This window comes from Mesorhizobium sp. (assembly GCF_004962925.1).
Classification (GTDB): Bacteria; Pseudomonadota; Alphaproteobacteria; order Rhizobiales; family Rhizobiaceae; genus Mesorhizobium.
This window is the reverse complement of record NZ_SUEO01000012.1, coordinates 13,525-29,082: the sequence shown is the minus strand read 5'-3', so window position 1 is coordinate 29,082 and position 15,558 is coordinate 13,525. Positions and strand designations below refer to the sequence as shown.

General features: G+C 63.4%; 11 protein-coding genes. 1 reads left to right on the top strand and 10 read right to left on the bottom strand.

The features are described from left to right. The 9 genes from E5W87_RS05035 to E5W87_RS04995 form a co-directional block, all read right to left on the bottom strand. Positions 1–1,428, bottom strand: a 1,428-nt coding sequence (locus E5W87_RS05035) for an MFS transporter (RefSeq protein WP_292394618.1), incomplete at its 3' end; no start/stop codon positions are given. Between the two features lie 117 nt (positions 1,429–1,545). After that, positions 1,546–3,030 (bottom strand): L,D-transpeptidase family protein, encoded by a 1,485-nt coding sequence (locus E5W87_RS05030; RefSeq protein ID WP_292394616.1) that lies wholly within the window; start codon positions 3,028–3,030, stop codon positions 1,546–1,548. A gap of 252 nt (positions 3,031–3,282) precedes the next feature. Further along, positions 3,283–3,648: an MmcQ/YjbR family DNA-binding protein gene (locus tag E5W87_RS05025; protein WP_292394614.1), complete on the bottom strand. Its 366-nt coding sequence runs from the start codon at positions 3,646–3,648 to the stop codon at positions 3,283–3,285. Between the two features lie 35 nt (positions 3,649–3,683). Beyond that, the gene (gene clpB, locus E5W87_RS05020; protein ID WP_292394612.1) at positions 3,684–6,260 is read right to left on the bottom strand and encodes an ATP-dependent chaperone ClpB; all 2,577 of its coding nucleotides are present in this window, start codon (positions 6,258–6,260) and stop codon (positions 3,684–3,686) included. Between the two features lie 221 nt (positions 6,261–6,481). Further along, positions 6,482–7,405 (bottom strand): DUF4167 domain-containing protein, encoded by a 924-nt coding sequence (locus E5W87_RS05015; protein WP_292394610.1) that lies wholly within the window; start codon positions 7,403–7,405, stop codon positions 6,482–6,484. 328 nt (positions 7,406–7,733) lie between these two features. Continuing rightward, complete coding sequence (prmC, locus tag E5W87_RS05010) at positions 7,734–8,630, bottom strand: peptide chain release factor N(5)-glutamine methyltransferase (RefSeq protein WP_292394608.1); 897 nt, start codon at positions 8,628–8,630, stop codon at positions 7,734–7,736. Beyond that, entirely contained in the window at positions 8,623–9,702 is a 1,080-nt protein-coding gene (gene prfA / locus E5W87_RS05005) for a peptide chain release factor 1 (RefSeq protein WP_292394606.1), read from the bottom strand. The genes prmC and prfA overlap by 8 nt, the downstream gene beginning before the upstream one ends. Before the next feature lie 9 nt (positions 9,703–9,711). Beyond that, a complete protein-coding gene (ptsP, locus tag E5W87_RS05000; protein WP_292394604.1) occupies positions 9,712–11,982 on the bottom strand; it encodes a phosphoenolpyruvate--protein phosphotransferase in 2,271 nt (756 codons plus the stop codon). A gap of 182 nt (positions 11,983–12,164) precedes the next feature. Beyond that, entirely contained in the window at positions 12,165–13,418 is a 1,254-nt protein-coding gene (locus tag E5W87_RS04995) for an aspartate kinase (RefSeq protein WP_292394602.1), read from the bottom strand. Between the two features lie 360 nt (positions 13,419–13,778). Here E5W87_RS04995 and ubiG point away from each other — a divergent pair, with 360 nt between their 5' ends. Beyond that, positions 13,779–14,528: a bifunctional 2-polyprenyl-6-hydroxyphenol methylase/3-demethylubiquinol 3-O-methyltransferase UbiG gene (gene ubiG / locus E5W87_RS04990; protein WP_292394600.1), complete on the top strand. Its 750-nt coding sequence runs from the start codon at positions 13,779–13,781 to the stop codon at positions 14,526–14,528. Between the two features lie 6 nt (positions 14,529–14,534). On the opposite strand, the gene E5W87_RS04985 is transcribed toward ubiG, so the two are convergent. Next, complete coding sequence (locus tag E5W87_RS04985) at positions 14,535–15,464, bottom strand: DMT family transporter (RefSeq protein ID WP_292394598.1); 930 nt, start codon at positions 15,462–15,464, stop codon at positions 14,535–14,537. Between the last annotated feature and the right edge of the window lie 94 nt (positions 15,465–15,558).

The window sequence follows — 15,558 nt, the reverse complement described above, 5'->3', positions numbered from 1 at the left end:
GGCGGAAAGCCTTGCTGCATCGAGATCCGGCGCCAGGCCCGCCGGCGCCGGTTCGCCGAAACCCGGAATGGCGGATGCGGCACCGGCGTTCAGCGCGGCCGCATAGACCCAGGCCGCCAGCGATCCCATCGCCGCCACCGCGATAAGCCCGCCAATGCGCGAGACGGCATTGTTGATTCCCGACGCAGCCCCCGTAGCCTTGTCCTCGACCGCCGTCATGATCGCCGTCGACAGCGGCGACACGACCAGCGCCATGCCGAGCCCCATCAGCGCCATCAGCGGAAACACTCCCCACCAGAAATTGTGGATGCCCGCATAGGCCAGCCAGGCAAGTCCGGCAAAGGCGACAGCAACGACGAGACTGCCGGTGGCGATCGGAAAACGCGGACCGATCCGGTCGGACCACTGGCCGATCGGTCCAGACAACAGCGCGATCAAGGCCGACAGCGGCAGGAAGATGAAGCCGACCTCAGCCGCGCTCAGCCCCCATCCGGCGATCAGCAGCATCGGCAGGTAGAACAGATTGGCCGACAGCGCGAAATAAAGGAAGAAGGTCGCCACATTGGCGCCGGCGAAGGCGCCGACCCGAAACAGCGAGAGATCGATCATCGGTTCGTGCTGCCGGCGCTCGAAGACGATGAACACGATGAGCAGCACCGCGCCGACGGCAATGCTCGGGCCGGACATTTGCCCCTCACCCTCTGCGCTCATCGAGGTCAAGCCGTAGGCAAGCGCCCCGAACGCCAATGTGGCGAGCGCAGCGCCGCCGAGATCGAGGCTGCGCTTTTCCGTCGGTGCATCGGCCGGGACCTTGGTAAGCAGAAGGTAGATCGAGAGAAGACCAAGCGGCAGATTGATCGCGAAGATCGCTCGCCAGATGCCGTCGCCGAAGGCCGACAAGACAACGCCGCCCAGCACCGGGCCAAGCGCCGTCGTCAGCGCCGAGGCCGCCGCCCAGATGCCGATCGCCCTGCCGCGCTCCTTCTTCGGATAGGCCTTTGCGATAATGGCGAGGCTGCCAGGCACCATGATGGCAGCACCGATGCCCTGAATGGCGCGAAACGCAATGAGCACTGGCGGGTTCGGCGCCACCGCGCAGGCAAGCGAGGCGGCAATGAACAGCGCGATGCCTGCCACGAAAGCATGCCGCAATCCAAATCGGTCGCCGGCGGCGCCGCCGACAAGGATGAGGGCCGAAAGCGTCAGCGCATAGGAGTTTGAAATCCACTGTGCCTCGGCGAAACTGGCGCCAAGATCGACGCGGATCGCCGGCGTGGCGATGGCCAGGATCGAACCGTCGATGAAGCCGAGCGCGGAAGCCAGGATCGCCGCGATCAGCACGAAATGCCGCCGCGATTGCGGGCAAAATGAATCGGCTGGAAGAGAGCCGGTCAGGGAGATGGCAGCGGCTTCGCTTGGAGACTTCATGCAGCCTGCTTAGACCTCCGATACGCCGGCAACAACCGGCCAGAGGGTTGCTGTCGTTGAAACCAGAACAGGATCGGGACCTTTATGGCATCGACCACGGCTCCTTGCCGATGGCGCTCAGTCGATGAATTCCACCGTGACGCCCGGCGAGACGATTTTTGCCAGTTCGCGCGCGTCCCAATTGGTCAGCCGCACGCAGCCATGGCTTTCGGTCTTGCCGATCTTGGAGGGGTCGGGTGTGCCATGAATGCCGTAGGTCGGCTTGTCCAGCGCGATCCAGACCGAGCCGACGGGGCCGTTCGGGCCCGGCGGAATGGTCAGGATCTTGTCGTTTTCGCCCTGCTTGAAATTGATGTTGGGATTGTAGGTGTAGTTCGGATCTAACGCGACCCGCGACACCGCATGCGTGCCGGTGGGTGACGGCGTGTCCGCCGAGCCGATGGTGGCTGGATAGGCCGCGATTAGCTTGCCCGACGCGTCATAGGCGCGGACCTGCTTCTTGCCCTTGTCGGCGATGATGCTTGCCACCGGCTTCGCCACCAGTCTGCCGAAATTGACGACCTTGATGATCGTGCCTGGACGGTTGAAATTGGCTTCCGGATTGAGCGCCTTCAGATAGTTCTCGTCCATGTGGAACCGCTCGGCCAGCGCTTCGGTGACGGAGATGTAGCTCAGCCGGTCGAGCTGCGCCTTCTGGCTGTAGTCGTCCGGCACCGAGGCGACATAGGGGCCGGCCGCATCTTCGGGCGTGATGTTATAGGAGGCGAAGGCATCGCCGCCGGATTGCTCAAGGGCCGCCTGGATGCCGACCACATCGGTGGACCTCAGATTGCTGCCGGTGATCTCGTTGTAGGCGGCGAGCGCCTTGTCGACATTCGAGCCGAAGCGCCCGTCGACGACGCCGGGCGAAGCGCCGGCGCGGTCGAGCAGCACTTGCAACGCAGCAACATCCTGGCGTGCACCGAGCGAGAGCGAGGGGTCGACAACCGTTTTGCCGCCGATCTTTGGCGGCAGTGCCGCCTGGTCGCCCGGCGCCGTCGGCTCGACTGGCTCGATCGAAGCCTCGTTGAGCGGCTGGCGCTCGACGGTGCGCGGCTTTGCCGGCTGCGGCGCCTCCGGATAATTATTGCCATAGCCGCCGTCATCCCGCGGGGCTTCGGGAAAAGCTTCCACCGAATTGTCGCTGTAGGGATCGTATTCGTCGGCCGGCGGTACGACTTCGTCGACCGGCGGTACGACGATCAGGCCTTCCTCTTCCGATTGCCTGCGGCGCAAGCGCGCCGTGTCTTCCGGGTCGTCGAGATAATAGCGGTCGTCCTCGACCGGTCCGAGATTGCGCAAGCGCTCTTGGCGCAGCGCACGGCGATCGAACCTGGTCTGCGGCGGTTGGATGGCGAGGACCTTGCCGGTTTCCGCATCGACGATGACGCGGTTTCCCCTGGCGTCGTAATAGACGTCGAAATCACCGTTCTGGGCGACCAGCACACCGCCGGCATCGGCACGGGCAGGTCGCGGCGCGGTATCCGCCATGGGCGAGGCCATCGCACTCGGCGCCAGCAGCCCAATGGCAAGCGCCGAAAGGGTGAAGATCGTGCGAAACATGATGGCCAAAACTCCGGTCCGTAATTGCCGCCGCCCGGCATTGTCTCTTTGGAGCGCCGCGCGTCCTTCCGGGCGCGCAAAACACGCTCTAACACTCTAAATCTCCGCATCGCGCTTTCCGAAAATCGAATTCGATTTTCGGGCCGATGCGACAGACCAACCCCTTCGCCAGCAAATCAGTTAGCGACCATAAGGTTCCAACATGAACCGGGCATGAAGATGGCGGATTTCTGGCGGTCTGGAGTAAGAACACTAGCTGGCGGCGAACCCCAATTCCTTGCGTGCCTGTTTCGTCAGCTTGAGAACGACAAGGCGATGGCTTTCACGCAGATAGTCCTTCAGCGCGTCATCGTCCATGCTTTGGCCTGTCTGGCGCTGGATCCATTTCATTCCGCGTGACGCAAGATAGGGCGCGGGCCGAAGGCCCGGCTGTTCCTTCAAGATGTCATAGGCGATGTCGGAGCATTTGAAGGTGACGAACGGCTCCTTCCCCTCGCTCCAACCGCCGATCGCGAAGACCTTGGCTCCGACCTTCCAGACATGGGCGCCGCCCCACTGGACGACATGGGTTGTCGACGGCAACGAGGCGCAGAAGCTGTTGTAGTCATCCAGCGTCATCTGCGCCCCGCCATTTTATGCAAGCCGAGTTGAAGTCAGGCCGCCGCCTCGGTCGCCACCACCGCCGGCTTCGACCGGAAGTTCAACCGGTCGGAACCGGCGGTGACCTTGACAGTCGAACCGTCGAGAATGTCGCCGAGCAGGATCTTTTCCGCCAGCGGGTCCTGCAGTTCCTTCTGCATCACTCGCTTCAACGGCCGCGCGCCATAGGCCGGGTCATAGCCTTTGGCCGCCAGCCAGTCGACCGCTTCCTGGTCGAGCGAAAGCGTGATCTTGCGATCGACGAGCAGGTTTTCCAGCCGCTTGAGCTGGATCTCGACGATGCGGCCCATATCCTGCCGGCGCAGCCGGTGGAACAGGATCACCTCGTCGACGCGGTTGAGGAACTCCGGCCGGAACGACGCCCTCACGACGCTCATCACCTCGTCGCGTACGACATCGACGTCCTGGTTCTCGCCGAGATTGACCAGATATTCGGCGCCGAGGTTCGACGTCATGATGATCAGCGTGTTGCGGAAATCGACCGTGCGGCCCTGCCCGTCGGTTAGCCGGCCGTCATCGAGCACCTGCAACAGCACGTTGAACACGTCGGGATGCGCCTTCTCAATCTCGTCGAACAGCACGACCTGGTAGGGCCGGCGCCGCACCGCTTCGGTCAGCGCGCCGCCTTCCTCATAGCCGACATAGCCGGGAGGCGCGCCGATCAGCCGGGCGACCGAGTGCTTCTCCATGAATTCCGACATGTCGATGCGCACCATGGCGCTCTCGTCGTCGAACAGGAAGCTGGCGAGCGCCTTGGTCAACTCGGTCTTGCCGACGCCCGTCGGTCCGAGGAACATGAACGAGCCGATCGGCCGGTTCGGGTCCTGCAGGCCGGCGCGAGCACGGCGAACGGCTTTCGACACGGCCTGCACCGCTTCGCCCTGGCCGACGACACGTTTGCCGATCTCGTCTTCCATGCGCAACAGCTTGTCACGCTCGCCTTGCAGCATCTTGTCGACCGGAATGCCGGTCCAGCGCGACACGATATGGGCGACGTGATCGGGGGTGACCACTTCCTCGACCATACCGACCTTGCCGTCTTGCGCCTCGGCCTGCGTCAGCTTCTTCTCGAGTTCCGGGATCTTGCCATAGGCCAGCTCGCCGGCGCGCTGGTATTCACCCTTGCGCTGGGCGATGGCGAGTTCGTTGCGCGCCTCGTCGAGCTGCTTCTTCAGGTCAGCGGCGAGCCCGAGCTTCTGCTTCTCGGCCTGCCACTTCGAGGTCAGTTCGGTCGATTCTTCCTCCAGAGCGGAAAGATCCTTTTCGAGGCGGGCGAGCCGGTCCTTCGACGCGTCGTCCTTCTCGACTTTCAGCGCCTCACGCTCGATCTTCAGCTGCATGATACGGCGGTCGATCTCGTCCAGCGCTTCGGGCTTCGAATCGACCTGCATCCGTAGCCGCGACGCGGCCTCGTCGACAAGGTCGATCGCCTTATCCGGCAGGAACCGGTCGGCGATATAGCGGTTGGACAGCGACGCTGCCGCGACCAGCGCCGAATCCGAGATGCGCACCTTGTGGTGCTGCTCATATTTTTCCTTCAGGCCGCGCAGGATCGAGACGGTGTCTTCGACAGTCGGCTCATTGACGAAGACCGGCTGGAAGCGGCGGGCAAGAGCCGCGTCCTTCTCGACATGCTTGCGGTACTCATCGAGCGTCGTCGCGCCAACGCAGTGCAGTTCGCCGCGTGCCAGCGCCGGCTTCAACAGGTTCGACGCATCCATGGCGCCATCCGCCTTGCCGGCGCCGACCAGCGTGTGCATCTCGTCGATGAACAGGATGATGCCGCCAGCGGCAGCGGTAACTTCCGAAAGCACCGCCTTCAGACGCTCTTCGAATTCGCCGCGATATTTGGCACCGGCGATCAGCGAGCCCATGTCGAGCGCCATCAACTGCTTGTCCTTGAGCGATTCCGGCACGTCGCCATTGACGATGCGCAACGCCAGCCCTTCGGCGATCGCCGTCTTGCCGACGCCGGGTTCACCGATCAGCACCGGATTGTTCTTGGTGCGGCGCGACAGCACCTGGATGGTGCGGCGGATCTCGCCAGCGCGGCCGTCGGCGGTGAGGTCGCGCGCGTACTTCTTCAGCGCATCATAGCCCTGCTCGGCGCTCGCCGAGTCGGCGGTGCGGCCCTTGCGGACGTCGTTGATCACCTGGTTCAGCGCCTGTGGGGTCACGCCGGCCTTTGTCAGGATATCGGCGGTCTTGGCGGATTTCTCGACCGCCAGCGCCGTCAGCAGCCGCTCGACCGTGACGAAGCTGTCGCCGGCCTTCTTGGCCAGTTCCTCGGCGGTCGAAAACACTTTGGCCAGCGGCTGCGCCAGATAAAGCTGGCCGTTGCCGCCTTCCACCTTGGGCATTGCCTCAAGTGCCGTCTCGACGCCAAGCTTGGCGTCGCGAACGCTGCCGCCGGCGCGCTCGATCAACGACGCGGCCAAGCCCTCGTCGTCGTCGACGAGCACCTTCAATATATGTTCGGGGGTGAACTGCTGGTGGTTGCGCGAGAGCGCCATGGTCTGCGCAGACTGGATGAAGCCGCGCACGCGCTCGGAGTATTTTTCAAGATTCATATCTGTCTCCTTCCGTCACCGGCCCGCTTTGCGGCACCGGATCAGATTGCGGTGACGGACCCGCCCGTTCGAGCCGGGTCCTGTTCACGCGAGATATGGTGCGCAAGTCACGGCCCCTCAAGACGTCCGATAATGGCGAACGCATAATATTCCACAGGCGCACGAACAAAAACGGCGGAGATTTCTCTCCGCCGTCCAAGAATGTCTGAAAACTTGCTCGATCAGTTGTTGACGTCGATGATGGCGGGCTCGCCACCGGCGTCTTCCGCTGGAGCTGCATTCCCATTATCGGCGCCAGCATTGTCGTTGCCGCCATCCACCTTGTCGGCAGTGACGCGCGGACGGCGCGGACGCCTGGGGCGGCGGGCAGCGCCGCTTTCGGCGGCTGCTTCGTTCATCTCGGCCTGGGCAGCGAGAGCCGCCGGCGAAAAGTTTTCGAGCTGCGGCGCGGGTTCGGCCACAGAAGCAGGCTCAACCGGAGACACAGCTTGCGCCTGTACGGGCGTTTCGTTCTGTACCGGTGTCTCGTTGCGCCGGTTCTGATCGCTGCGCTGTCCGCCCTGCTCGCCGCGCGCACCATATTCGCCGCGCTGGCCGTTCTGGCCGTAGCCGCCATTGGGGCGACGGTCACGATGGCGGCCGCCATTGTTGTCGCGTCCACCGTTGTCGCGCCCACCGTTGTCGCGATTGTCACGGCCGTTTTCCTGGTTGAACGCCAACTCGGCCGGCGTGCCGTCGATAACCGGCTGCGGGCCGGCACCGTGGTTGACCACCGGAGCCGCCGTCTCACCGACGTTGCTGTTGCCGGCATTGTCGAACTCGTCGCGATCTTCGTCGCCGTCATCGTCGAAATCGTCGCGATTCTGCTGAGCGCTCTGGATCGGTATCTGCGCCTGCGCGGCAGCGATGATGCGATTGTAGTGCTCGGCGTGCTGGAGATAGTTTTCCGCCATCACCCGGTCGCCGGAGCTTTGCGCGTCACGGGCAAGGGTTGCGTATTTTTCGGCGATCTGCTGAGCCGATCCGCGGATCTTCACGTCCGGACCGTTGCTCTCGTAGTTGCGCGTCAGGGGATTTGGGCCCTTGCGGTTGTTGTTATTATTGTTGTTGTTACCACCGCCGCCGCTGTTGTTGCGACCGCGCATGCGCCTGTTCTGCTGTTGTGGCCTCATTCGACTCTCTTCATTTTGAAATTTTCGAAAACTCTTCACGAACGGAGGCGCTCATGCAGCCAGCCGTTTCGTCTCTTCACCGGCGTTCGCCCGCATCGATTGCGTTGGCGCCACGTGTCATCCTGTTCCGGTTACATCACTTGTCGGACGATTCCCGCACGAAGCTTGGGCGTCGTTTGCGCAAGAAGGCAGCTATTTCCAAGGAAACCGAATCGCTAAGAGCACTGCCTGCTTCGTCTCATCCGGTTAAGGCGACCCTAGCCGCATTCCCCGGCATTGCCAAGCGTTTTTTCGCACTGCATCACGGCTTTGTCAGTTCAAAGATCAGAACCCTGTCGTTTCCGCCAAGATCGCGAAAAACCCCGGCCGAACCGTAGTCGGCTGCGGAGAATATGTCCGTGACCTCTTGGCGTTGCGTGTGGCCGATCTCGACCACAATCCTGCCCTCGGCTTCCAAAAAACCTGCCGCCTCGGCGGCAATGATCCTGTAGGGACTAAGACCGTCCACGCCGCCATCGAGGGCTTGGTGTGGATCGAAATCGCGGACTTCGTCCTGCAGATTTTCAATGTCTATGGAAGCTATATAGGGAGGATTGGCGGCAATTACATGGTATCGGCCAAAAACTTTTTCGAACCAGTCGGATTTGAGCACCTGGAACCGGCTGGCCAACCCCAATTCCCTTGCATTGCGCATGGCGGTGGCCAGCGCCTCTTGCGAAATGTCGACCCCAGTAGCGACCGTCGCCGGAACGGCGCTGAGCAGCGCCAATGCGATAGCGCCGGTGCCGGTGCCGAGATCGAGGATGCGGCATTCGCCTTGCCGTTCTGCCGTCGTCTTCACGAAGGGCAGCACCGCTTCGACCAGCGTTTCGGTATCTGGTCGCGGCTCCAGCGTTTCCGCTGAAAGCGACAGGCGCAAGCCGTAGAATTCGCGATGGCCGAGGATGCGATGCACCGGCTCGCCGGCGATGCGCCGTCTCAAGGCTGCATCGATCGCGGCAAGCGCACCGGCATCGACCCTGCATTCGGGATCGGCGATGGCTTGTGTGCGGGTGGTGCCGGAAAGATGTTCGACGATCAGCCTGGCATCCAGCGCCGGATCGGCGACTGCGGCAGCGGCAAGGCGTGCCCGCGCCGCTTTCAGCAGCGACCCGAGCGTACCGGGCAGCCCGAGTGTACCTGCCAGGTTGTCAGCCATCGACGCCGATATCGGCGAGCAGCTTCGACTGGTGATCGGCCATCAGCGCGTCGATGATCTCGTCGAGTTCGCCCATCATTACCCGGTCGAGCTTGTAGAGCGTCAGATTGATGCGATGGTCGGTGACGCGGCCCTGCGGGAAATTATAGGTGCGGATGCGCTCCGAGCGATCGCCCGAACCGACCTGCGACTTGCGCGATTCGGAGCGTTCCTCGTCAGCCTTGCCGCGCTCGAGGTCATAAAGCCTGGCGCGCAGGATCTGCATGGCTTTCGCCCGGTTCTGGTGCTGCGACTTCTCCGCCTGCACCACCATGATGCCGGTCGGCAGATGGGTGATGCGCACCGCCGAATCGGTAGTATTGACGTGCTGGCCGCCCGAACCCGAGGCGCGCATCGTGTCGATGCGGATGTCTTCGGCCCTGATGTCGATGTCGACCTCTTCCGCTTCGGGCAGCACGGCAACCGTCGCCGCCGAGGTGTGGATGCGCCCGCCGGCCTCGGTCGTCGGCACGCGCTGCACGCGGTGCACGCCGGACTCGAATTTCAGATGGGCAAAGACCCCCTTGCCTGAAATGGTGGCGATGATTTCCTTGTAGCCGCCGACCTCGCCCTCGCTTGCCGACGCCGTCTCGAAACGCCAGCCGCGTGCCGCAGCGTAGCGTTCGTACATGCGAAACAGGTCGCCGGCAAAGAGCGCCGCCTCATCGCCGCCGGTGCCGGCGCGGATTTCGAGGATGGCGTTCTTGTCGTCGGCGGCATCCTTGGGCAGAAGCAGGATCTGGATGTCCTTCTGCAGCGCTTCGATGCGTTCCCTGACCTCGGGCAGGTCGGCCTCGGCCAATGCCCGCATTTCGGCATCGGTGCTTTTGTCGGCGAGCATCGCCTCCAGGTCGGCCTGTTCACGCTCGGCGGTTCGCAGCGCCCTGATCTTTGCCACCATCTCCTGGATGTCGGCATATTCCGAAGCCATCTTGACATAGGCGTCCGCCGCCGGCCCAGCCGACATCTGCGCTTCGAGCATGTCGAAACGCTTGACGACTTGATCCATACGGTCGCGGGGCAGGTTGATCATGGTGGGGTACTACAACGGAATGGAGCGGTCGTCGGCAAAGGCTTGCAGCAGCGCCCGCATCGGCAATCCCTGGGACGGCGCCATCAGATTGTCATCGAAAAATGCTTGCAGCTCGGCCAGCGGCAGTTCCGTCAGCATCGCCTTGACCGGACCGATCGAGGCCGGCGACATCGAGATCGACCGGTAGCCAAGGCCAATCAGCGCCATCGCCGAGATCGGCTTGCCGGCCAGCTCGCCGCACAAGGTCACCGGGGTGTTATTGCGCACCCCGGCGTCGGCGACCTTCTTCAGAACGCGCAGGAACGGCGTCGACAGCGTGTCGAAACGGTCGGAGAGCTGCGTGTTGCCGCGATCGACCGCCATGACGAACTGGAACAGATCGTTCGAGCCGACCGAGACGAAATCGACGGCCTTCATCAGCTCATCGAGCTGGAACAGCAGCGATGGCACTTCCAGCATGGCCCCGAGCTTCAGGCTGGTCGGCAAATGATGGGCAAAACGCGACAGATGGCGCACCTCGCGATCGATGATTTCGCGCGCCTGCGCGATCTCGCCGAGTTCCGTCACCATCGGCAGCATAAGCTTCAGTTCACGCCCGCCGCACGCCTTCAGAAGCGCGCGGATCTGGGTGCGCAGCAGGCCCGGCCGGTCGAGCGTCAAGCGGATGGCGCGCCAGCCGAGCGCCGGGTTCTCTTCCTGGATCGTGTCCTTGAAGTAGGGCAGCACCTTGTCGCCGCCGATATCGATGGTGCGGAAGGTCACCGGCTTGCCGCGCGCCGCGTCGAGCACGTCACGGTAGAGCCGTTCCTGGGCTTCCGCACGCGGGAAGGTCGAGGCGACCATGAACTGCAGCTCGGTGCGGAACAGGCCGATGCCGGCGGCGCCCGCCTCGGCAAGCTGCGGCAGATCGACGGCCAGGCCTGCGTTCATCAAAAGGTCGACCTGGACACCGTCCTTGGTCACCGAGGGCTTCTTGCGCAGTTCGCGGTAGACCTCCTGCCGCCGCGCCCGGAAGCGGACCTTTTCGGCATAGGCGGCTTCGAGGTCGGGCTGGGGGCGCAAATGGATCGCGCCTTCTTCGCCGTCGACGATGATGGCGTCGCCGTTTTCCGCCATGGAAACGGCGCCCTTCATCTGGCCTGCGACCGGTATGCCCATGGCCCGCGCCACGATGACGACATGGCTGGTCGCCGCGCCGTCCTCCAGCACCACGCCGCGCAGCTTGTCTCTGGGATAATCGAGCAGTTCGGCGGCGCCCATCGAGCGGGCGACGATGATGGCGTCCTTCGGCAGCGAGGCCGCGACATCGTCCGGCCCGCGCCCCATCAACTGGCGCAGCAACCGGTTGGCGAGATCGTCGAAATCGCTCATCCGCTCGCGCAGATACGGATCGGTCATATGCAGCATGCGGGCACGCATGTCGCTCTGCACTTTTTCCACCGCCGCTTCTGCCGTCAGGCCGTTGCGGACCGCCTCTTCCAGCCGGCGCACCCAGCCGCTGTCGTTGGCGAACATGCGATAGGCTTCGAGCACCTGGCGATGCTCGCCCTCGAAGGCGACTTCGCGGCGTTCCAGCATGTCGTCGATGGAGAGCCTGAGCGAACCGAGGGATGCATCGAGCCGCTTGATCTCCTCCTCGCTGTCCTCGTTGAACAGATTTGTGACGACGATGCGCGGCTCGTGCAGCACGACATGGCCGAGCCCGACGCCCTCGTTGAAGGACAGGCCGGTAAAGCTCACCGGGCGGCGCAAGTCGAGTTCGAGCCCCGGCCGGGTCAGCCGCGCAAGGTCGCCGGTGGCGATCATCTCGGCGATCACCATCGCCGTCGTTTCCAGCGCCTCGACCTCGTCGTCGCGATAGTGGCGCATGGTCTTGTTCTGGACGACCAGAACACCGAGCGTGCGCCCTGCCCTGAGCACAGGCACGCCGAGGAAGGAATTGTAGATCTCTTCCCCTGTCTCCGGCAGATAGGCGAAGGCCGGGTGTTCCTGCGCGTTGGAGAGATTGAGCGGCCGTGCTGAGGCCGCGATCGTGCCGACGAGGCCTTCCCCCAGCCTGAGTTGCGCCAAATGGACGGCTTTCGGGTTCAGGCCCTCGGTGGCATAGAGTTCGAGCACCGAATCGGCGCGCAGCACATAGAGCGAGCACACTTCGGCGACCATGTTGGAGGCGATGTCGCGCACGATACGGTCGAGCCGCTCCTGCGGCTCCAGCGGCTCCTGCATGAGCTCGCGGAGCCGTTTCAGCAAAACGCGCGGGCCGCCGGCCGTATCACGCATCGCGGCTTGTTCTCCAATGGACATTCTGCCCGCCGCAGTTTCTCCCGCGACCGGCGCTCACGCAACAACTCAATTAGAGCGCCATGCATCCAATTGGACGGACAAAGGACGCTCTAAGACTTTCGATCTGCTGCATCGTGCTTTCCGAGAATCGACTCCGATCTTCGGGCCGATGCAGTCTGCTACTGCTTATCCAGACCGTAGACGGAATGCAAAGTACGAACCGCAAGTTCGGTGTAGGGACCGTCGATCAGGATCGAAATCTTGATTTCGGAGGTCGTGATCGCACGAATGTTGATCGATTTGTCGGCCAGCGCCCTGAAGGCGGTGGCGGCGACGCCCGCATGGCTCCGCATGCCGATGCCGATGACCGAGACCTTCGACATGCCGGCTTCCGATTGCACCACGTCGTAGCCGATCGTGGCCTTCAGCCGCTCGAGCACGGCAAGCGCCTTGTCGACATCGCCGGACGGCACAGTGAAGGTCATGTCGGTGAACTTGCCGTCCTCGGAAATGTTCTGGACGATCATGTCGACATTGATGTTGGCTTCGGCCAGCGGTCCGAAAATGCCGGCGGCGACGCCCGGCCGGTCGCCGACACGGCGCAACGAAATCTGCGCTTCGTCCTTGGCGTAGGCAATTCCGGTGACGACCTGCTGTTCCACGATCTCTTCCTCGTCGCAAATAAGCGTTCCGGGCGGATTGAGCAAATCCCCCATTCCGGGCGCGTCGGGATCGTCGAAGGACGACCGCACGAAAGTACGCACCCTGTGCACCATGGCAAGCTCGACCGAGCGTACCTGCAGGACCTTGGCGCCGAGCGAGGCCATTTCAAGCATTTCCTCGAAGGAAATCTTGGCCAGCCGCCGCGCCTTCGGTTCGATGCGCGGATCGGTGGTGTAGACCCCGTCGACATCGGTATAGATGTCGCAGCGGTCGGCCTTGACCGCCGCCGCGATGGCGACCGCGCTGGTGTCGGAGCCGCCACGGCCGAGCGTTGCGATGCGGTTGTCCGGCCCGATGCCCTGGAAACCGGCGACCACCGCCACCTGGCCCTCGCCGAAGCGCTTGATCAGGAACGCGCCGTCGATGTCGAGAATGCGCGCCGCGCCATGTGCATTGTCGGTCTTGATCGGAATCTGCCAGCCTTGCCAGGAACGGGCATGGACGCCGATGTTCTGCAGCGCGATCGCCAGCAGGCCGGCAGTCACCTGCTCGCCGGAGGCGACGACGGCGTCATATTCGCGTGCATCGTGCATAGGTGAGGCTTCGCGCGTCCATTGCACGAGCTCGTTGGTCTTGCCGGACATCGCCGAGACGACCACCGCGACCTCATGGCCGGCATCGACCTCGCGTTTGACATGACGCGCCACATTGCGGATGCGGGCGATGTCGGCGACGGAGGTTCCGCCGAATTTCATCACGATGCGCGCCATGGAAGCGAAATGCCTTTGACTGGATGCCGGGCCGACGGCCGAAAAGCGGAAAGGGAGCGTTCCGGCCGGGCCGGTCGCTGAATTCGCGGCCTCCTTAGCCAAATGCTTAGGGTTTCGCAAGGCATGCCGCCGTTTGCCTACTTGGGCGACGTGAGGCATATCAAGCTGACATATGCTGACAGATCGCAGTCAGCGTCGCCTGGCATCATGAGCACTGGCCTGTCGACAGGCGAAATTGCTGCCTTGACATTCGCTGCCTCGCGACCGACTTCCTAGCGCACCAGAGCGCGATCAGCAAAAGTCTTATCCGGTTTTGCACCCGATCGCGCTCTGAACTTTTGAGTCTGCGGGAGACACGCCATGCCAGAACCCCGACGGTCGACGATCGATGCCGGAGAAGTGGAGCGCTTTTCCGCCCTTGCCGCCGAATGGTGGAATCCGAACGGCAAATTCCGTCCGCTGCACAAGTTCAATCCCATCCGGCTTGCCTATATACGCGACCAGGTGGCGACGCGCTTCGGCCGCGACCCGCGTGCGGCGCGGCCGTTCGAAGGCCTGCGCTTCCTCGACATCGGCTGCGGCGGCGGGCTGTTGTGCGAGCCGATGGCGCGGCTTGGCGCCGAGGTGGTCGGCGCCGACGCATCCGCCACCAACATCGAAGTGGCCAAGCTGCATGCGGCGGAGGTCGGCGTGACAGTGGATTACCGTGCCACGACGGCGGAGGATCTGGCCGACGCCGGCGAGAAATTCGACGTCATCCTCAATATGGAAGTGGTCGAGCATGTCGCCGACATCGACCTGTTCGTCGCCAAATGCGGCGAGATGGTCAAGCCCGGCGGTATCATGTTCGTCGCCACCATCAACCGCACGCTGAAGGCGCTAGGCTTGGCCATTATCGGCGCCGAATATGTGCTGCGCTGGTTGCCGCGCGGCACCCACCAGTTCGGCAAGCTGGTGCGACCGGACGAGCTGGAAAAGGCGCTTGCCGGCGCCGGCCTGACCATCATCGACCGCACCGGCGTCGCCTACAATCCGCTCGCCGACCGCTGGCAGCGGTCGAAGGACATGGACGTCAACTACATGGTGCTGGCGGAAAAGGCATCCGCCTGAACTTTCTCACGCCGCCACCTTCTCACCCGTCTGGCTCTGCGCGTCTGTGGTGACCTGGCTTTGCGCTTTGGTGGTGATGAAGACGCCGGCGGTGATGATGACGGCACCCGCCCAGGTCAGCAATTGATAGTGCTCGCCCAAAAAGATCGTGCCGGCAAACAACCCGACCGCAGCCGCGACATAGCCGATCTGACTGAGATAGACCGGGCCGCCGACCGCCTGCAGCCGGAAGAAGAAGGCGAACATCGCCGCGGCTGACGCGACCTGCCCGACGACCACCAGCGGCACGCCGCCGAGCAGGGCGAGCGAACCCCCGCCTTGCAGCGTGAGGATACCGCCCAAAAGCAGCGCAGCCGCTGCCAGATGGCTGCCGACGGCAAGCTCGATCGGCCCGGTCCCTTCGGGCCAGTCGACGGTGCGGTAGATGTTGCCGGCGGCAAGGCTGACCGGGATGAGCAGTCCTATCGCTACCCAGAAAAATTCGGCCGGCTGTCCGGCCTCGCCGCGCGTCATCGCCACCAAGACGGCACCGACGAAGCCGACGGCAATACCGATGACACCAAGCAGGTTGGGACGGCGAACGCCGAGCAGGATCGAAAACACCAGCGTGATGACCGGCGATAGCGTGAACATGATGCCGGTGTAGCCGGCGCCGAGATGCGGAATGGCCGAGAACATCAAGAGATTGGGGAAGGCGTAGGACACTGCTGCGGTGACGAAGAAGTAGCGCAGCCTGTGCGGGGTGAGCCGGATGCGCTGCCCGCGCAGCAGCAAGGCGCAGAAAAGCACGCCGCCGGCGCCGAGCGAGATGACAAGGGCCCAGACCATGGCGGAAACGCCGGCCGCCGTCGCCATCTTGCCGAAAGGCAGCGTCAGGCCGAGCAGGCCGCCGGTGACGACCAAAAGGCCGAGTGCCGAATCCCAGAGAAATCTCATTCGTAGCCCTTTCGCCTATTTGCGGCTCTTGGCCGGCATTGCATCTTCAGATAAGACAGCGCAAAGATTCTTAACGTCAAGATATTTAGCGGTG